Source organism: Phyllobacterium sp. LjRoot231, from assembly GCF_964253365.1.
In the GTDB taxonomy this organism is placed as follows: Bacteria; Pseudomonadota; Alphaproteobacteria; order Rhizobiales; family Rhizobiaceae; genus Phyllobacterium.
On record NZ_CAXUQT020000001.1, the window covers coordinates 1547111 to 1566350 of the forward strand.

18 protein-coding genes are annotated in these 19240 nt (G+C 55.9%); 14 read left to right on the top strand and 4 right to left on the bottom strand.

Going from position 1 to position 19240, the window contains the following annotated elements; genetic code table 11:
• The first annotated feature begins 25 nt into the window (after nt 1-25).
• The 9 genes from ACSQ3H_RS07515 (at nt 26) to ACSQ3H_RS07555 (ending at nt 9087) form a co-directional block, all read left to right on the top strand.
• Nucleotides 26-634, top strand: a complete 609-nt coding sequence (locus ACSQ3H_RS07515; protein WP_436116465.1) for a CGNR zinc finger domain-containing protein — start codon at nt 26-28, stop codon at nt 632-634.
• A complete protein-coding gene (locus tag ACSQ3H_RS07520; protein WP_436116466.1) occupies nt 627-1139 on the top strand; it encodes a hypothetical protein in 513 nt (170 codons plus the stop codon). Before ACSQ3H_RS07515 ends, ACSQ3H_RS07520 begins: the two co-directional genes overlap by 8 nt.
• A 225-nt stretch (nt 1140-1364) precedes the next feature.
• Nucleotides 1365-3668 carry a putative bifunctional diguanylate cyclase/phosphodiesterase gene (locus ACSQ3H_RS07525; RefSeq protein ID WP_436116467.1) on the top strand — a complete coding sequence of 768 codons (2304 nt, stop codon included), beginning with the start codon at nt 1365-1367 and terminating at the stop codon, nt 3666-3668.
• Between the two features lie 143 nt (nt 3669-3811).
• Entirely contained in the window at nt 3812-3958 is a 147-nt protein-coding gene (locus tag ACSQ3H_RS07530) for a DUF3096 domain-containing protein (protein WP_271899685.1), read from the top strand.
• Nucleotides 3959-4104: 146 nt separating this feature from the next.
• Complete coding sequence (locus ACSQ3H_RS07535) at nt 4105-4326, top strand: aa3-type cytochrome c oxidase subunit IV (protein WP_436116468.1); 222 nt, start codon at nt 4105-4107, stop codon at nt 4324-4326.
• Nucleotides 4327-4489: 163 nt separating this feature from the next.
• Nucleotides 4490-5821, top strand: a complete 1332-nt coding sequence (locus ACSQ3H_RS07540) for a Re/Si-specific NAD(P)(+) transhydrogenase subunit alpha (protein WP_436116469.1) — start codon at nt 4490-4492, stop codon at nt 5819-5821.
• Complete coding sequence (locus ACSQ3H_RS07545) at nt 5821-6234, top strand: NAD(P) transhydrogenase subunit alpha (RefSeq protein ID WP_436119379.1); 414 nt, start codon at nt 5821-5823, stop codon at nt 6232-6234. The genes ACSQ3H_RS07540 and ACSQ3H_RS07545 overlap by 1 nt, the downstream gene beginning before the upstream one ends.
• A gap of 10 nt (nt 6235-6244) precedes the next feature.
• Nucleotides 6245-7645, top strand: a complete 1401-nt coding sequence (locus ACSQ3H_RS07550) for an NAD(P)(+) transhydrogenase (Re/Si-specific) subunit beta (protein ID WP_436116470.1) — start codon at nt 6245-6247, stop codon at nt 7643-7645.
• Between the two features lie 81 nt (nt 7646-7726).
• A protein-coding gene (locus ACSQ3H_RS07555) for an IS3 family transposase (protein ID WP_436116471.1) occupies nt 7727-9087 on the top strand; the annotation gives its coding sequence in 2 pieces (ribosomal slippage) (nt 7727-8207 and nt 8207-9087; 1362 coding nt in all).
• 56 nt (nt 9088-9143) lie between these two features.
• On the opposite strand, the gene ACSQ3H_RS07560 is transcribed toward ACSQ3H_RS07555, so the two are convergent.
• From ACSQ3H_RS07560 to rpsU, 3 genes are all read right to left on the bottom strand, one after another.
• Nucleotides 9144-9743 carry an NAD(P)H-dependent oxidoreductase gene (locus tag ACSQ3H_RS07560; RefSeq protein WP_436116472.1) on the bottom strand — a complete coding sequence of 200 codons (600 nt, stop codon included), beginning with the start codon at nt 9741-9743 and terminating at the stop codon, nt 9144-9146.
• Nucleotides 9744-9749: 6 nt separating this feature from the next.
• Entirely contained in the window at nt 9750-10601 is an 852-nt protein-coding gene (locus ACSQ3H_RS07565) for a tetratricopeptide repeat protein (protein WP_436119380.1), read from the bottom strand.
• 147 nt (nt 10602-10748) lie between these two features.
• On the bottom strand, nt 10749-11000 hold the full coding sequence (gene rpsU, locus ACSQ3H_RS07570; protein ID WP_112532314.1) for a 30S ribosomal protein S21: 252 nt from the start codon (nt 10998-11000) through the stop codon (nt 10749-10751).
• Between the two features lie 400 nt (nt 11001-11400).
• Here rpsU and ACSQ3H_RS07575 point away from each other — a divergent pair, with 400 nt between their 5' ends.
• The 5 genes from ACSQ3H_RS07575 (at nt 11401) to ACSQ3H_RS07595 (ending at nt 18685) form a co-directional block, all read left to right on the top strand.
• A complete protein-coding gene (locus tag ACSQ3H_RS07575) occupies nt 11401-12654 on the top strand; it encodes a sarcosine oxidase subunit beta (protein WP_436119381.1) in 1254 nt (417 codons plus the stop codon).
• A 23-nt stretch (nt 12655-12677) separates the two neighbouring features.
• Nucleotides 12678-13037, top strand: a complete 360-nt coding sequence (locus tag ACSQ3H_RS07580) for a sarcosine oxidase subunit delta (protein ID WP_436116473.1) — start codon at nt 12678-12680, stop codon at nt 13035-13037.
• 4 nt (nt 13038-13041) lie between these two features.
• Nucleotides 13042-16020 (top strand): sarcosine oxidase subunit alpha, encoded by a 2979-nt coding sequence (locus ACSQ3H_RS07585; RefSeq protein WP_436116474.1) that lies wholly within the window; start codon nt 13042-13044, stop codon nt 16018-16020.
• Complete coding sequence (locus ACSQ3H_RS07590; RefSeq protein ID WP_436116475.1) at nt 16013-16567, top strand: sarcosine oxidase subunit gamma; 555 nt, start codon at nt 16013-16015, stop codon at nt 16565-16567. The genes ACSQ3H_RS07585 and ACSQ3H_RS07590 overlap by 8 nt, the downstream gene beginning before the upstream one ends.
• A gap of 933 nt (nt 16568-17500) precedes the next feature.
• A complete protein-coding gene (locus tag ACSQ3H_RS07595; RefSeq protein WP_436116476.1) occupies nt 17501-18685 on the top strand; it encodes an alpha/beta hydrolase in 1185 nt (394 codons plus the stop codon).
• A gap of 11 nt (nt 18686-18696) precedes the next feature.
• Here ACSQ3H_RS07595 and ACSQ3H_RS07600 read toward each other — a convergent pair whose 3' ends face one another.
• Nucleotides 18697-19176, bottom strand: coding sequence for a MaoC family dehydratase (locus ACSQ3H_RS07600; protein WP_436116477.1), 480 nt, complete (start codon nt 19174-19176; stop codon nt 18697-18699).
• Nucleotides 19177-19240: the final 64 nt, after the last annotated feature.

Genomic DNA, 19240 nt, shown 5'->3' on the forward strand with positions numbered 1-19240 from the left:
TGATTTTACCAGTTAGAATTTTGCTATGACTTTTGATTGGAACGCCCATCGATTCAGCGGCGGTGTGCTGGCCCTTGACTTGGCCAACACTGTGATTTTTCGCGAAAACCCGGAACGCTTGCTGGATCGTTTTGGTGATTTGGTTGAATTGCCCCGCTTTGCGGAAGCTGCGGCAATTTTCCGGATTGGTGAATGGGGCGAGGTGCAATTCCACCCTCCGCTGGCACAAAAGGGGATTGAAGCGCTCATCGGCATTCGAGAGGCGATCAACAGGTTATTTCGAGGCGCTGCACGCGAAGACGGTCTTAAAGCTGAACACTTATCCGCGTTCCTGCGTCTCGGTTCCGATCTCGTTTGCAACGAGCCGGAAGAACGAGACCTCAGGCTACCAAATCTGTCGGAAAAGAAACGCGAATTATCGTTAGGCGCAGCGGCCTTTCTTTCAGCTATAAGTTTACTTGAGCCCGCGCGGCTGGAGCGTATCAAGATTTGTCCGAATTGCCATTGGCTCTATTTCGATGAGAGCCGTAATCGGAGCCGCCGGTGGTGCGATATGAATGTCTGCGGCAATCGGGCGAAAGCCCGGCGGCATTACAATCGGAATGTAAAGCAAGCTGGAAATAATCATGCATGAGAAAACCACATTCTTGCGTCCAGGAGCGTTGTCGATGCTTCTCGCCGGTCTTCTCTGCCTAGGCGCCTGCCGTGACACAGGCGAGGGCGACTATGTGAACGTCTCCGGCAAGATTTTCGTCTTCAACTATCGTATAGCAGAGGCGACTTATCTGCTTACATTAGCGAAGCTGCGCCCGTTGCCCGACGGCTCCATGCTGGAGACGACTTTTGAAAATCCGGCCGGAGGCGATCCGATGGTTGTTCGGCAGAAGATATGGCTGACGATGGAAAAAATCACAGTCGAAAGTCCGCCTGTCAAATGCGTGAAGGCAAACCGGAAATATAAGGTCAGCATGCGTGTTGAAGACGCCAACGGCAAATTACTGCAAACGATCGAGCGGAACATGATTTCAGACACCGATCAGTCCGTCATGCCGGATAAACCGCTGGTTGTCGGTCCTTTCTACGACCCCAATCCCGATAAAGAATCCACGGGAAATCCGTCTGCGGCTTGCCCTACTTAATACAATCGATACCAACCGTCTGTTGAAATACAGATACTCACCATATTCTGATTCCTTTCAGAAGTTGGTAATTCTATTTTCCGAATTATGGGATTTAGATTTGACATGCGATAAGAATAAATATTCTAAATCGTTGTCCAATCTTTAGTTTCATTATCGTTGGCGTTTTTGTGTAAGTAATCGTTAACGTATCCAAGGCGGATACAGTTATGCGCGGACATTTTGATGAGAACTGAACCCAACGAGAGCATGTCGCTCGACACCATCGTTCTTCGCACACTTTATGCGAACAAGAAGGCGATCTGGTGGACTTCCATCGTCCAGATCACCGCCACCTTGATGATCTATATCAAGACGCAGCATCCAATTTATATTGCATTTGCCGTTGCGTTCTTTCTGACGGTTCTCGGAAGGATGGCAAACGCCAATGCTTTCGAAGAGGCTGATCTGACCGAGGCAACGGCGGCGACCTTGAAGAAATGGGAATGGCGCTATTTATCCGGTGCGCTGGGTACCTGTATCCTTCTCGGATTTCTTTGTTTTGTCAGCATCTATATTCTGGCTGACCCATCGGCAGCCATTACCAGTATCATTATCGTTGTTGCTTCGACGGTCGCGCTCGTTACGCGCAACTATGTTTCGCGTACAGTTGTGATCGGAATGTCGTTCGGTCTGCTTGCTCCGCTGTTCGTAACATTCATACTCCTCGGCGGTTTTTATAACTGGCTGCTCGCTTTGCTCATTCTCCCCTTCATCTGGAGCAATATTGGTATCGCCGCGAATCTGCGCCAGTCGCTGTTCGATGCACTGCTGGGCAAACGGCAACTTGGCGTTGTCGTCAACAATTTCGATGCAGCGCTCAATGGCATGCCGCAAGGGCTGCTAATGTTCGACCGGGAGCAGATCATTACGGTTGCCAACATGAAAGCGGCGAAAATGATGGGGTTTGATAATCCCGAACAGCTTCAGGGCAGATCACTGGAAACGTTGCTGCGGCTGGCTCAATTGCGGACCTACTTTTCCAATGAGGCGCTGGAAGCCCTGCGTTCGAAGATGCGGGACCTTTTGGCGGGGTCAAAGCAACGGGACATATTCGTGTCGCCGGCCAAACGCCATTATGAATTTACGGCAACGCCAGATCCAGAACGCGGGACAGTTTTGATTTTTCAGGATGTTACCCGCCGTGCGGAAGCTGAAGCGCAAATTAACCGGATGGCACGTTATGATAGCCTTACGGGCTTGCCGAATCGTAGCCAGTTTGCCGAGATCGCCAGTTCTTATACTGAGACGGTTGAGCAAGATGCACAAATCGCTCTTATGGTCGTCGACATCGATGGGTTGAAACGAACGAACGATACGTTTGGCCATCGCATTGGCGACGAACTGCTTCGCGCGTTTGCCGATCGCCTGACGTTGGCCGACGCCAATTGTCCCGTGATCTCACGCTTTGGGAGCGACGAGTTCGTAATGTTATTCGCCGCGCCGACCCGGAATGAAGCACTGGTATCTGTCGACCACATCATGAGGATGGTTTCCGGCCAATACCTCGTTTCTGGTCATGACATCTTGACTGGCGCGAATGCAGGTGTAGCGATTGTTGCCGCTACCGAGTTCGATCTTGCCGTCATGCACATGAACGCGGATATTGCCCTCGATGTCGCGAAGAAAGACAGCCAGAAGGACTGGGCCGTCTTTGTCGAGACCATGGATCATTCGTTCCGCAGCAAACAACGGCTCAAGGCGGATTTGCGCAGAGCGATTGCCGAGAACACACTAACGGTTGCCTATCAGCCGATCGTCAACGTTCGAACCTTGCGTATGACGGCGTGCGAAGCACTATCCCGATGGCATCATCCGGAATTCGGTGCGATTTCTCCGGCTGAGTTCATTCCTATGGCTGAGGAAATGGGGCTTATTTCCGATCTCACGCGCTGCGTGATCGAGCGCGCCATCAAGGATTGCAACGGCTGGGAGTCGCGGATCGCCGTTTCGGTCAACTTGTCGTCATATGACTTGCAGAACATGGATATGGTGAACATTATCCGTTCTGCTTTAAAGCGGTACGATGTCGAGCCGCATCTGCTGGAAGTGGAAGTAACGGAAGGTGCGCTCATAACCGATCGTGAAAGGACCGGGAGTGTCCTTTCGGAGCTCAAAGATTTTGGCATACAGGTCGCGATCGACGATTTCGGTACGGGGTACTCGAGTTTGAGTTATCTAAAAGACCTCCCGGTCACGAAGGTCAAAATCGACCGGTCTTTCATCGCCGATATTGTCGCAGAGGGAAGGTCCCTGAAACTGCTTCGAGGCATTGTGCAGATGTCCCATGAGCTTGGATTGTCGGTGACAATCGAGGGGCTTGAAACCAATGAACAATCGGAATTGATCAATGAATGGATCGGCGCTGAATATGTGCAAGGCTTCTTGTATGGTGCTGCGATGCCTGCGCAGGATATCGCAAGGCTACTTGATATTCCAATGGAACAGAAATTGCTGCCTGTGAAAGAGCATGCTCCGTCCCTGCACTGACTAGCCGGATTTCAGTTTATCACAACGAACAATGTCCATTGGATAAGGTGCTTCTCGCGCTGACATGAGGCCCCCGGTGGCCTAAACTACCTTGATGGAACATTGCAGACGGGTAGTGAAATTGAAATCAAGGAAGAACCAACATGATTGCTCAAATCGCTATTGCGCCACTCGTCGCATTGATTGCGGGTATCCTTATTCTGATCGCCCCTCGGCTGCTCAACTATATTGTTGCGCTCTATCTGATCATTATCGGCGTGACGGGACTGTTTCCACATCTCCTTGCTTAAGGAGCCCGGAAAGATTCTATCTTTCGAGAATAAACTCTTTCTCTGATTTATATCGATTGAGTGCCCTGCAAGCGACTATCTGCGCATTGCGTTGATGCAGCGTTTTCGCTATTGCCAATGCGACATCGACACTATGAGGTTTGAAGATGGCTGATCATCACGATACTGCGCCGGCAGAATTGGGCGCTCCCATGGATTACAAGGAACACGAGAGCACCTACAATCTGTTCCTTTCGCTCTCAAAATGGGGCATCGTATCCTGCGCAGCGCTGTTGGTTGCAATGGCATTTGGCTTTTTTGTCGGCGGCTTTTTCTCCGGCAGTCTCCTCTTTATCATTATTTGTGTTGCTGCCTGGTTCCTTCTTTAGAGCACCGGCAGGCTCTGTTCATAGACCGGGTGGATAACCTTACCGCAAACCGTTCGGCTGAACGGCGCTTACTTCAGGGTTGCCAATCGTCATAGGCGGGAAAGGCGCGCTGGTCTTCCGGACCATTGCCTTTGTTGTGTTTAACTTGCTTGGGGGTGAGAGCTTGGCTCAGACACTGTTCATACCGAAAGAGATCGATGGCAGCGAGCCGCGGGTTGGCGGTTCGGCGGAGACGGTCAAGAAGCTGGTCGGACTGGGGTTTGTCGTGATCGTGGAGGCTGGTGCCGGCACGGCATCGCGCATTCCGGATCGCGACTTCGAGGCGGCGGGTGCGACCATCGGCAAGGCTGCCGATGTCAAGGGCGCCGACGTGGTGCTGAAGGTGCGCCGGCCTTCGTCAGTCGAGCTCAAATCCTACAAAAAGGGCGCGGTCGTCATCGCCATGCTCGATCCTTACGGCAATGATGCGGCAGTCAAGGAACTGGCGGATGCCGGCGTGACGGCCTTCACCATGGAATTCATGCCGCGCATCACCCGTGCGCAGGTCATGGACGTTCTGTCGAGCCAGGCCAATCTTGCCGGCTATCAGGCGGTGATCGATGCGGCGGAGGAATATGACCGGGCCTTGCCGATGATGATGACGGCGGCGGGCACGGTGCCGGCGGCCAAGGTGTTCATCATGGGCGTCGGTGTTGCCGGGCTGCAGGCCATCGCCACGGCGCGGCGGCTCGGTGCGGTGGTGACGGCGACCGACGTGCGCCCGGCGGTCAAGGAACAGGTCGCCTCGCTCGGCGCCAAGTTCCTCGCCGTCGAGGACGAGGAGTTCAAGGCGGCAGAAACCGCCGGCGGCTATGCCAAGGAAATGTCGAAGGAGTATCAGGCCAAGCAGGCGGCGCTGGTCGCCGAGCACATCGCCAAGCAGGATATCATCATCACCACGGCGCTCATCCCCGGGCGTCCGGCGCCGAGGCTGGTGAGCCGCGAGATGTATGCGCGCATGCGTCCGGGCTCGGTGATCGTCGATCTTGCGGTCGAGCGCGGCGGCAATGTCGAGGGCGCCGCAGCGGGCCAGATCGTCGAGGTCGATGGCGTCAAGATCGTCGGGCATCTGAATGTCGCCGGCCGCATCGCCGCCACGGCCTCGCAGCTTTATGCCAAGAACCTCGTCGCCTTCTTCGAGACGCTGGTCGACAAGGACGCCAGAACCGTCAAGATCAATTTCGACGACGAGCTGGTCAAGGCCACCGTTTTGACGCATGGCGGCAAGGTGGTGCATCCGAATTTCGCCAGTGCGGCAAGTGCAGCGGCTGTTGCTCCTGCAGCGGCTGCAGCCAAGCCTGCCGCGAAGAAGGCCGCGTCCGCCAAAGCGCCGGTCGCGGAGGCTCCTGTGAAAGAGGCCAAGCAAGCAGCGCCCAAGAAGGCGGCAACGCCGAAAGCCGCACCCAAAAGGACTGCTCCCAAAACCACTGCGCCCAAAACTGAAGGAGAGGCATGATGGCTGCCGATGCGACACTCGACAAGGCGCTCGATGCCTTGAGCCAGGCCACCGAGATGGTGCGCCAGGCGGCGGAGAACATGCCGGATGCCGCCGGCGCGGCGGCCCACGCGGTCACCGGCGGCGCGGTCGATCCCTTCGTCTTCCGCCTGGCGATCTTCGTCCTGGCGATCTTCGTCGGTTATTATGTCGTCTGGTCGGTGACCCCGGCCCTGCATACGCCGCTGATGGCCGTCACCAACGCCATTTCCTCGGTGATCGTCGTTGGCGCGCTGCTGGCCGTCGGCCTGTCGGCCAGCGGGTTTGCCACCGGCTTCGGCTTCATTGCCCTCGTTCTCGTCAGCGTGAATATCTTCGGCGGCTTCCTCGTCACCCACCGCATGCTCGCCATGTACAAGAAAAAAGAAAAGTGAGATTTGAGCAATGAGCGTGAATTTCGCGACTTTTCTTTATCTTGTCTCCGGCGTCCTGTTCATTCTGGCGCTGCGCGGCCTTTCGCATCCGACCACCAGCCGCCAGGGCAATTATTACGGCATGACCGGCATGGGCATCTCGATCCTGACTACGCTGGCACTGGCCGAACCAAGCATCAAAGGCCTTGGCCTGATCGTCGTCGGTCTGGCCATCGGCGGCAGCGTCGGCGCCTATATCGCCAAGCGCATCGCCATGACCGCCATGCCGCAGCTGGTTGCCGCCTTCCACTCGCTCGTCGGTTTTGCCGCGGTGATGGTGGCGGCCGCTGCGGTCTATTCGCCGGATTCCTTCGGCATCGGCGAGGTCGGCATGATCCATGCGCAGGCGCTGGTCGAAATGTCGATCGGCGTCGCCATCGGCGCCATCACCTTCACCGGCTCGATCATCGCCTTTTTGAAGCTCGATGGCCGCATGTCGGGCAAGCCGATCATGCTGCCGGGGCGGCATCTCCTCAACGTCAGCCTGCTCGTCGCCATCGTCGTTCTGGTCGTTGCGCTGGTCCTGACCGAAAGCCACGGCGTGTTCTGGCTCATCGTCATCCTGTCGCTCATCCTCGGCGGGCTGATCATCGTGCCGATCGGCGGCGCCGACATGCCGGTGGTCGTGTCGATGCTCAACTCCTATTCCGGCTGGGCGGCGGCGGCGCTCGGCTTCACGCTCGGGAACCTGGCGCTGATCATCACCGGGGCGCTGGTCGGCTCCTCCGGTGCGATCCTCTCCTACATCATGTGCAAGGGCATGAACCGCTCGTTCATCTCGGTCATTCTCGGCGGCTTTGGCGGCGAGACGGCAGCCGCCGCAAGCGGCGAAGTCGAGCAGCGTCCGGTCAAGCAGGGCTCGGCCGACGATGCCGCCTTCATCATGAAGAATGCCTCCAAGGTCATCATCGTGCCGGGCTACGGCATGGCGGTGGCGCAGGCCCAGCACGCCTTGCGCGAGATGGCCGACAAGCTCAAGGCCGAAGGCGTCGAGATCAAATACGCCATCCATCCGGTGGCCGGCCGCATGCCCGGCCACATGAACGTGCTTCTCGCCGAAGCCAACGTGCCTTACGACGAAGTGTTCGAGCTCGAGGACATCAACTCGGAATTCGCGCAGGCCGACGTCGCCTTCGTCATCGGTGCCAACGACGTGACCAACCCGGCAGCCAAGACCGACCCGAAATCGCCGATCTTCGGCATGCCGATCCTCGATGTCGACAAGGCAGGCACCGTGCTGTTCATCAAGCGCGGCATGGGTTCGGGCTATGCCGGCGTCGAGAACGAACTGTTCTTCCGCGACAACACCATGATGCTCTTCGCCGATGCCAAGAAAATGGTCGAAAACATCGTCAAGGCACTTGATCACTAAGTGTATATCGTCTGCCATATAAAAAGCCCCGCCATTGTGAACTGACCCCCGAAAGTTGGACACCAACTTCCGGGGGTTTGCATGTTGAGATATAGCGAAAGTTTGAAGCTATCGATTATTAGCCGGTGCGTGAACGAGAACGAGAGTTACCGTGCGGCAGGCCGGCCTTATGGTATCGATCATTCTACTGTTCGCAGATGGGTAGCGCGCTACAAGGCGCATGGTGCTGTTGGCATTACGAAGAAGAAGCTGAAGCACTACGATGCAGATTTCAAACTATCAGTGCTGCAGCGGATGTGGGAGGATGGTTTGTCCTATCGTCAGACGGCAGTGCTGTTCAATATTCACGGTTCTCAGTGTATACCGGATTGGGAGAAGTGCTATGAGATCGGCGGGATTGATGCATTGACTCCGCGCCGCAGAAGAAAGCCTCGATCGATGCCCGAGCCGCCGGTGCCTAAAGAACCAGACGTTCCACAGAGCGACGAGGCCAAGAGCCGCGAAGAGTTGCTGGCGGAGTTAAATTATCTGCGCATGGAGAACGCCTATCTAAAAAAACTGAAGGCCTTAACGCAAGAACAACCAGTGCTCAGAAAGCACAAATCGTCCAAGCGTTAAGGCCGCTTTATCCATTTGATGAGGTGCTTAAACTGGCAGGCCTTGCCCGCAGTACCTTTTACTACCGGCAGAAAAGATCATCACTGACGAGCAGGTATGCCGCGCTCAAGGAGAAGGTCAAGGCTATCTTCGAGGCTCATAAAGGCCGCTACGGCTATCGTCGGGTAACTGCGGCAATCCGACAGCTCGGGCAAAAGGTCAATCACAAGACGGTACAACGCCTGATGACTGAGATGGGATTGAAGTCGCTGGTGCGTCCGAAGAAATATCGATCATATAAAGGCGGCGCTGGCCAGGTTGCCCCGGACCTGCTCCAGCGGCAATTCACTGCGCACGGAGCCAATCAGAAATGGGTGACCGACGTAACGGAATTCCATGTGAGCGGTGAGAAGCTTTATCTCTCGCCAGTCATGGACTTATTCAACGGCGAAATCGTCGCCTTTGAAACTGCAACGCGACCTGACTTCAAGCTAGTGGAAAGCATGGTGACCAAGGCATTGAGCCGGTTGGGAAACAACGAACGACCAATCCTGCACTCCGATCAAGGGTGGCAATATAAGATGCCGGTCTATCAGCGTCGGCTTCGAACGCACAACATTACCCAGAGTATGTCACGCAAAGGAAACTGCCTCGACAATGCCGCCATGGAAAGTTTCTTCGCCGTGCTCAAATCCGAGTTCTTCTACCTCAGCCGCTTTGACACCATCCAGAGCCTACGGGATGGTCTCAGTGACTATATCCATTATTACAATCATCATCGCATAAAGCTGAAACTGAAAGGACTGAGCCCTGTGCAATACAGAACCCAGTCCTTATTATCCTAGCCCATCAACCGTCTAACCTTTTGGGGTCAGTTCACATTGGCGGGGCTTTTTTTATTTCAAACCAGTTTTTGTAGTTTCTGCATGAGCTTTCGTTCGAACGCGTTCAAGCGTTCGGGTGGGAGCTTTTCCGTATTATAGAGTGAGAGCATCGAAAAATGCGCGTTCGGTGCGCAGGTACCGATGACGGCACGTGACAGGATGCGCCGGACTGGCCGAAGCATCACGAACCAATCGATCCACCAGGGTGAGCCAAGCGTAGTAATTGCCAAGCATGCTTGCAGCTTTGTAAGTCTGGGGATCATGCGGCCGAAATCGGGAGCATGGTCGTAGGCGACGCCCGGCACAAACATCCGATCGATCCAGCCTTTCAGTATCGCCGGGAGCCCGAACCACCAGGTGGGGAAGATGACAATCAGCACATCGGTAGCTTGAAGCGCCTCCACGCCATCGGCAACCGCGCTGGCATCATAGTTGGAGGAATAATAATTCTGCCGCTCGCCTGACGTGAGACGGGGATCGAAATCCCGCTCGTACAGATCGATCATCTGCAGATGGTGTCCGGCACCGCTGACTATTTCAACAACGCGTGCTGCCAGATGTGCGCAGAGGCTATTTTTTAGCGGGTGCGCGAGGACAACGACGACGCGTTTGCCCATGGCACCTCAGGCGCCACGGGTGCGTGCAAGACCGTCAAGAGCTGGCTTGTATTTTGGATCAAGCTGCGCGGCTCTGGCATATGACTTTGCTGCACGCTTTTTGTCGCCACGATGTTCGTAGATCAACGCCTGGTTGGCCCAACCTTCGGCGATCTTGTCATCGAGTTTGATTGCCGCGTTGAAATCGTCGAAGGCGTTGTCATCGTCACCGAGCGCAACATAGGAAATGCCACGGCCATTATAGGGCTCCGCCGCATCCGGTTGCAGGGAGATGGCAGTGGAGAAGTCCTCGATTGCCTGCTTGTGCTGGTTGCGCGCCTGATAGATCAGGCCGCGATTGTGATAGGCGCGCGGGTCAGTCGTGTTGAGCTGAATCGCTTGCTGGAAGTCGTTCAAGGCTTGATCCAGCTGGCCTGCCTGACGGTAAAGGTTGCCGCGGCCGATATACGCGGCATCATATTGCGGATTGATCTGGATTGCCTTGCTGTAGTCCGCAGCTGCCTGCGCCGTATTGCCCATATTGCGATAGACGAGTGCGCGGTTGGCATAGGCTTGATAGAAATTCGGGTTAAGCTGCAACGCCGTATTGAAGTCCTTGATCGCGTCATTGTTCTTGCCTGCGCGACCATAGGCCGATCCGCGAACGTTATACGCTTCAGGATCTTTTGGATTGTTGCGAATGACTTCATCGAGTGAGCTGATATTCTCGGTCGAGCCCTGTGCCTTGTCGATACCAGTCATGTCGGTCGTCGAGGTGCTCTGGCACCCGGCGATCGCCAGCATCACGAGTGACGCTATCACAAGCCCGGTGACACGTACTGTCTTAGGGGCCGACCAAATTCCGCGGTGTGAGGCCATTTCAACCGAATGTGTCATATTCTATGTGTCCCGTTCAACGAAAAGCCCTTACAAGCTTTATTGTTCCGATGGCACCAAACGAAAAAGGGCGGTGTGACGCAAGCCACTCCACCCCGTAATCGGGTCAAGGCGTCGATAAATAGAAGATCAACGAGCCGCTGAAGCGCGAACCGGTGTCTTTTTCACTGGCATCGGCAGAAGGCCTTCGCGCTGAGCCTGCTTGCGAGCAAGCTTGCGGGCGCGGCTGATTGCCTCTGCCTTCTGGCGGGCGCGCTTGATCGAAGGCTTTTCGTAATGATCATGCATCTTCATTTCGCGGAACATGCCTTCGCGCTGCATCTTCTTTTTGAGAACGCGGAGAGCCTGATCAACATTGTTTTCGCGTACGAGTACCTGCACGTTTTATCCTGTATCTCTTAGAATTTCGGTGAGCCCGGCTTGCGACCCCCAAATCCTTGACGAGGGACAACAAACCAGACTTCGCGACGGTCATCCATCGCAAACTGCGGTGGCCATTATCAGAAAGTTCGGGGCATGTCTATGGTTCTGTCACGCGCAATGGCTGATATTCGGATAGCAACGTCCGACTCCCATGTAATTTTAGATTAACCGGCATGCAGCGCCAATCTCCGTCGCAAAATGGCAAAAGAGCTTTGGGCGGATACGATACTGATGCATAAAGGCATGGTCCGTGCTCTTAAAATCGATGTCGATTTCTGAACAGGACATGCAAGTGAACTTGTTCGAACAATCGCTTTGCGATGGCTCAATTGCTGGGCCAAGCTGCTGGGAATAAATGATGCGGAAATATTCGGTGTTTGCCTTGGCCCGCGAAGCCCTGCGTGCCCATAAGGGATGGGATCAGCAATGGAGCTCTCCCGAACCCAAGCCGGAATATGACGTCATCATCGTTGGCGCGGGCGGACACGGCCTTGCGACCGCCTACTATCTGGCCAAGGAACACGGCATTACTAACGTAGCTGTTCTCGAAAAGGGCTGGCTTGGTGGCGGAAATACCGGCCGTAATACGACGATCATCCGCTCCAATTATCTCTACGACGAATCCGCTGGTATTTACGAACACGCGGTGAAGCTCTGGGAGGGGCTGAGCCAGGACCTCAACTACAATGTGATGTACTCGGCGCGCGGTGTGATGATGCTGGCGCACAACATCCATGACGTTCAGGTTTTCAAACGCCATATTCACGCCAACCGCCTCAACGGCATCGATAATGAATGGTTGACGCCGGAACAGGTGAAAGAATTCTGCCCGCCAATCAATCTCTCAGCGGATGCCCGTTATCCCATCATTGGCGCAGCGCTGCAGCGGCGAGGCGGTACCGCTCGGCATGATGCCGTCGCCTGGGGTTATGCCCGTGCGGCGGCCGATCGCGGCGTGCATATCATCCAGAATTGTGAAGTCACGGGCATTCGCCGTGCGGCTAACGGTGCTGTGGTGGGTGTCGATACCAATCGCGGCCCGATCAATGCCAAGAAAGTCGGCGTTGTGGCAGCTGGTCATACCTCCGTCATTATGAACATGGCCGGCGTGCGCATGCCGCTCGAAAGCTATCCGCTGCAGGCGCTGGTATCGGAACCAGTCAAACCGCTTATCCCCTGCGTGATCATGTCGAACACGGTTCACGCCTATATTTCCCAATCGGATAAGGGGGAGATGGTCATAGGTGCGGGAACCGACCAATACACGTCCTATTCCCAGACCGGCGGTCTTCACATTATCAACCACACGCTCGATGCGATCTGCGAGATGTTTCCGGTTCTGACCCGATTGAAGATGCTCCGCTCCTGGGGCGGTATTGTTGATGTCACGCCCGATCGCTCACCGATCCTGGCCAAAACGCCTGTGCCCGGTCTCTATGTCAATTGCGGCTGGGGAACAGGCGGTTTCAAGGCGACGCCGGGCTCGGGCAACGTGTTTGCGCATACGATTGCTCGCGATGAGCCGCACCGGATCAATGCGCCGTTTACGATCGAGCGTTTCACCACCGGGCGCCTGATCGACGAAGCTGCCGCCGCTGCTGTTGCGCACTGATTTTCAAGGAACGAGAAAAAACAATGCTTCTCATCAAATGCCCTTATTGTGAAGAAGAGCGTCCGGAACTCGAATTCCGCAATGCGGGTGAAGCGCACCTGGTTCGCGCCAATCCCATTATTGAACAATCTGATGAGGATTTTGCCGGTTTCCTCTATTTCCGCCAGAATCCGAAGGGACTGCAGTTCGAGCGTTGGCGGCACATTCATGGTTGCGGGCGGTTCTTCAATGCCGTTCGCGATTCCGTCTCGGACAAGTTTTTGACTGTTTATAAAGCCGGTGAGCCTCGTCCGGATGTGGACACATTGTTGTCACCTGCGACTGCCGAGCCGACTGAACGACCTGCAACGAAACGCCCCCGTGCCAAGAAAGTCGAGGTATAAGCCCATGAGCACCTCTACCCACTCCGGCAGCAACCGTATCCAGGGTGCCGGCCGGTTAACTCCGGCGAAAACCATCCGCTTCACATTTGACGGGCAGAACCTGACTGGCCTCGAAGGCGACACGCTGGCCTCGGCGCTGCTAGCCAACGGTATTCATCTCGTTGGGCGTTCATTCAAATATCACCGGCCACGCGGCATCCTTTCAGCAGGTAGCGAAGAGCCGAACGCGCTTGTCGATATCGAACGCGACAAGTCACGCAAACAGCCGAATGTCCGTGCGACCGTGCAGGAGATTTACGACGGGCTGAAGGTCAAATCACAGAACCGCTGGCCGTCCCTGACCTTCGATGTCGGAGCTGTCAATGATGTGTTTTCGCCAATGCTGCCGGCAGGCTTCTACTACAAAACTTTCATGTGGCCGAAGTTCGCGTGGAAGACGATTTACGAGCCGAAAATACGCGCCGCAGCGGGGCTTGGCGTCGTGCCGGGCGAGCCGGATACGGATCGCTATTCGAACCGTTTTGCGCATTGCGATGTGCTGGTTGTCGGCGCAGGTGCAGCAGGTCTTGCGGCGGCACTCAGCGCCGCATCGACAGGTGCTGAGGTCATCTTGTGCGACGAGCAGGCTGAAGCTGGCGGCGCATTGCGCTATGAAAGCGACGTCACCATCGACGGCGTCCCGGGCTATGAATGGGCAGCAGCGACGATCGCAAAATTGCGGGCGATGGACAACGTCACCGTCCTGACGCGAACGACAGCGTTTGGTTATTACGCCCAGAATTTCGTCGGTCTGGTTGAGCGCATCAGCGATCATTTGAGCACTCCGGCTTCGGATATGCCGCGCGAGCGCCTATGGCAGGTTCGAGCCAAGAAAGTCGTGCTGGCCACCGGCGCCATCGAACGGCATATGGTCTTCGCCAACAATGATCGCCCGGGTGTTATGCTTGCATCAGCTGCGCGGATATTCCTCAACCAGTATGGCGTTGCCATCGGTCGCAAGGTGGGGGTCTACACCTCCAACGATTCCGCCTATGCAGCAGCGATCGATCTCAAACGCGCCGGTGTCGACGTACCAGTGATCGTGGATACGCGCGATAACCCGACATCCGCGATTGTTGATGAGGCCCGCTCGCTTGGCATCGAAGTCCTGACCGGTCATGCCGTATTCAGTGCAGGCGGCAAACGGCGCGTCTCGTCCATGTCGATCCAGCCGACCAGAGGTGGCAACGAACGGAAAGTCGCCGTCGATGCGCTGATCATGTCCGGTGGCTGGACGCCGTCGGTGCATCTGTTTTCGCAGTCTCGCGGCAAGGTCGCGTGGGATGCCGCAAACGAGCGTTTCTTGCCCGGCACCTACGCGCAAGATTGCGTTTCCATCGGCGCTTGCAATGGCACAGATGGCTTGCAAGCGACACTGGACGAGGCCCTTGCGGCTGGCGGAGGCAAAGCCACACCGGTTGTTGCGACCGGTGGAACCGACTGGATCGGCGGCATGATTGGTTCGGCTCCGGGCGCGGGCGCGGATACGACCGTCAAGGCGTTTGTCGATTTCCAGAACGATGTCACTGCCAAAGATGTGCGTCTGGCTGTGCGCGAGGGTATGCATTCGATCGAGCACGTCAAGCGCTTCACCACCAACGGCATGGCGACGGATCAGGGCAAGACGTCCAATCTGCACGGCCTCGCGATTGCCGCCGAAGCCCTGAACCGGCCAATCCCTGCCGTGGGGCTCACGACGTTCCGTGCTCCGTTCACGCCCGTCACATTTGGCGCAATCGTCAATCACGCGCGCCATGATCTGTTCGATCCGACGCGGCGCACGCCAATGCATGGCTGGCACCACGCTCAGGGTGCCGCGTTCGAGGACGTCGGTCAATGGAAACGCGCGTGGTACTATCCGCAAGCCGGCGAAGACATGCACAGCGCAGTCAACCGTGAATGCGTTGCCGTGCGCAATCAGGCCGGTATCTTCGATGCATCGACGCTCGGCAAGATCGAAGTTGTCGGCCCGGATGCGGCGAAGTTCCTGGAACTGCTTTATACCAACCCTTGGGAAAAGCTCGGCGTCGGGCGTCTTCGTTACGGCATCATGTTGCGCGAGGATGGCTTCATTTACGATGACGGTGTCGTCGGGCGCCTGGCGGAAGATCGTTTCCATGTGACGACGACGACCGGTGGCGCGCCGCGCGTCATGCATCATATGGAGGACTATCTTCAGACCGAATTCCCGCATCTGGATGTGTGGTTGACTTCGACGACGGAGCAATGGGCGGTGATTGCCGTGCAGGGTCCGAAGGCGCGCGAAATTATTGCGCCGCTGGTTGAGGGTATCGACATGTCCAACGAGGCCATGCCGCACATGAGCGTGCGCGAAGGCAAGATTTGCGGTGTGCCGACACGGCTGTTCCGCATGTCGTTTACGGGCGAATCCGGCTACGAAATCAATGTGCCAGCGGATTATGGCCGCGCCGTTTGGGAGGCCGTCTATGAACGCGGCAAGCCCCTTGGTTTAACACCCTATGGGACTGAAGCGATGCATATTCTGCGCGCCGAGAAGGGCTATATCATCGTCGGCCAGGACACAGATGGAACCGTGACCCCACAGGATGCGGGGCTGACCTGGGCCATCGGCAAGAACAAGACGGATTATGTCGGTATCCGCGGTCTTTTGCGCCGGGATCTGGTGGCCAATGGCCGTAAACAGCTTGTGGGACTGAAGACGGTTGATCCGACAACAGTGCTGGAAGAGGGTGCGCAGATTGTCGCCAACCCGAACCAGCCGGTGCCAATGACCATGATCGGTCATGTGACATCGTCCTATTGGTCGGAAAATTGCGGATGCTCCATCGCTCTGGCGCTGGTGATCGACGGGACGAAACGCCTTGGCGAGACGCTGTACGTACCAATGCCGAATGGAGTGATCGAAGTGGAAGTCACCGGAACGGTTTTCTTCGATGAAAAAGGAGAGCGTTTGAATGGTTGAGATTATCCAGGCAAGAAGGTTGCATCCGCTGCAAGCGGGCCGTTCAGACGTCGCATCCGTATCGGTCACCCTGGCTGACAACGCGACCCGCGTTTCACTCCGCGCCAAGGCTGATGCGGTCCCGGCACTGTCCAAGGTGTTGGGTTTGGCCTTGCCGATGAAGCCGAAGACAACTGCTTCCAGCGGCAGCCGCACGGCGCTATGGCTTGGCCCCGATGAATGGTTGATCATCGACACTGCAGACAGCAGCCTTGTTGCTGATCTTGCCAAGGTAAAGGTGCTGCATTCGGCGGTCGATGTTTCGCATCGCAACGTGGGAATTATTGTGGTTGGCAAGGGCGCCGATGCGGTCGTCAATGGGGGGTGTCCGCAGGATCTGTCGCTCAAGGCTTTTCCCGTAGGAGCCGCATCCCGGACTGTTCTCGGCAAGATCGAGATCGTCTTGTGGCGCACCGGCGAAAACAGTTTTCGTGTTGAATGCTGGCGGTCGTTCTCCAGCTACGCTTACGCATTTTTGCAGGAATCCGCACGGGACGTTGCTATCTAGAGCATTCTTCGCTTTTCTCTCGATGTCAAAGAACCGGGTGTGCTTGCCCTTTGCCACGCCCGCTTTCGCGTCTGGCCATTGATTGGTGGTGGGAAAGACGGGCGGTCGTCGAAGCGCGTCTTGGTAGATAAGTAATGCGATCCGAAGACCGCCCGTCCGGCGTTTTTTGATCCCGTCCGTTCCGCGTCGGAAACGCCAGCGGCCAGGACTGCGCCCAGCCAATCTGCCGCCCTCACAGTGCTCGTCCAGCACGCACCGGCCTTAGTACCGGCAGGGGAACCCTTGGACAGAACTTCCCCGGACGACGGGCCCGTTACCCGCCATCGGAGGCGCCGATCCTCTCCCCACTTCGAACGGCTCCGGAAGCAGTTCCCCATGGAAAGGACCAGGTTAGAATAACCGAGGTTTGGAGGACGTGGATAAACAGCCACGATTATTTTTGATCGGGTCGTTTTTAAGGGTGCTGATTTGCCGGATGGCAATGCTGCTGTGCGTGGTTCGACAGGCTCACCATGAGGGAAATTGAGGATTGCATGGATAGTCGCCAACCTCGCAAATCTGGGATCGTTGTCGTAACTCTTGACTCTTTGCCATGCAAATCTTGGCTCCTTGCCATCAACCCACCTCCCTCATGGTGAGCCCCGTCGAACCACGCACAGCAGCATTGCCATCCGGACAACACAACCTATGCGGGAGATCTTGGATGTAGCCCTTGTTAAACTCTCAAAAGGATCTAGTAAACGTACTAAAACTCATCCCCAATTTTGCGGATTCCTTCACGGAAGATAACTGGGGCAGGGCAGTACAAACCGCAGCAATTTTATGTTAGTGGCGCTCAACTTCGAACGGCCAACCACAATTGCGCCGCCGTTTGCCCCAAATGAGATGCCGGTGACTGCCGATTCGCGTAGTCTCTTTGCATAGAGAAGCGAAATGGCTGTCAAAAAGCGTTTGGTTATCAATTTTACCGGTTATGAAGGGTTGCATCCCGATGCCGTACGCGGCCGCTACCTGAACAGCTCCGCCGACTTCAACCGGCTCTGGCATGCCAAAACCCAAGCCGGACCGATGGCAGCCGAAGGGCAGAACATCGCTTCCATGCAAATCGAAACCACTGGAGCGAACTGGCAGACCGAAACGGAATTCTGCCAATATGGTACGGCCGATATTTTCGATACCTATGCAGCTCGTAACGTCGCCACACGCTTCGCGACAGGGCTCATGGCGTTTCTTGATATATTGCTGACGGGCACATTCTGGCGCTATCTTCGCACCAGCTGGCGCTTCTGCATTTTCTTCATGTGGCCGTTTACCCTCGCCTGTTTCATCACTTTGGTCACGATCGGCGTTGGTCTTTTTCCGCTATTCGCCGGTCACAGCGCTTTCCATCTCTTCTGGACGATCCCGTTGGCATTGGTGCTTGGCCGCCTGCTCGTTCGCTGGCCGGGCGATAAAGTGTTTTTTTCGTACCTGCTTGATGATTGGACAGCCGCATCCGATCGTATTCACCACCGCAACCCGAGCTTGTTGCAACGTAGGCGGGACTTTGCAGAACATCTCGCGCAAAAATTGCGAACTAGCGATGCCGATGAGGTTGTGATTGTTGGGCACAGCCTTGGGACAGTTCCGGCTGTGGAAGCCATCGCCGATGTCTGGCGTAGCAATCCGGAACTTCTAAAACAAAAGCCCGTGTCATTGCTGGCGGCAGGCTCATGCCTGTTGATGATCGCGTTTCATCCGCGAGCCGCCGGTTTGCGAGAGGATGTGCGGGTTATCTGCCAGGAGACTCCGGTTTTATGGGCGGAATTCCAGACCATCACGGATATTATTCATTTTTATAAATCAGATCCTGTGAAGGCGCTCGGCATCAAGCCCCTCAACGAACTCGTTATCCGGCAGATTCGTTTCAAACATATTCACAGCGCCACCCGCTATGCACGGGCGAAGAAGAACTTTTTCAAGATGCATCTGCTGTTTTTGAAGGGCGCACAAATCCGCAATCCCTACGATATGGGAATGTTTGTTCAGGGCCCTTTTGCCTTCAGGGATCTGGTGACGATCTATGGGAACAGCGCCGCGCCGCTTGAAGAGGCTGGAAGCCTGGTTCAGCCGGCCTGAGGCAGAGGGTCTCAATCCATTTCCGGCGGATGTTCAAGTACCGCAATGGTGAGCCAATTGGCGACGAGCGCGGGCTTGAGCGAGTTTTCGATTTCCAGCGTTACTTCGTAATTGTTGAGGACACGGCCGGACGGGCGAATATCTGCGTCGACGAGCTTGAAGCGAGCCCGCACCCGCTTGCCGGATTTGACCGGTGCCATGAAGCGGACTTTGTCGAAACCGTAATTAATGCCCATCGTCGCGCCTTCGATCATGGGGAGCGCCTCATAAGCCAGTGTCGACAGGAGCGAGATGGTCAGAAAACCATGCGCAATGGTGCCGCCAAAGGGAGTTTCCGCCGCGCGCTCAGGATCGGTATGAATGAATTGATGATCATCGGTCGCATCGGCGAACTGATTGATCATCTGTTGACTGACAACGCGCCACTCCGAACAACCAATTTCGGTTCCGATTGCTGCCGTCAATTGCTTGAGCGTGATCGCTTCTTTCATAATCCCGTTTCCGAATGCATTTTCAAAGCTGTTGGATAGACCGTTGCGGCCGGATTGTCATCCC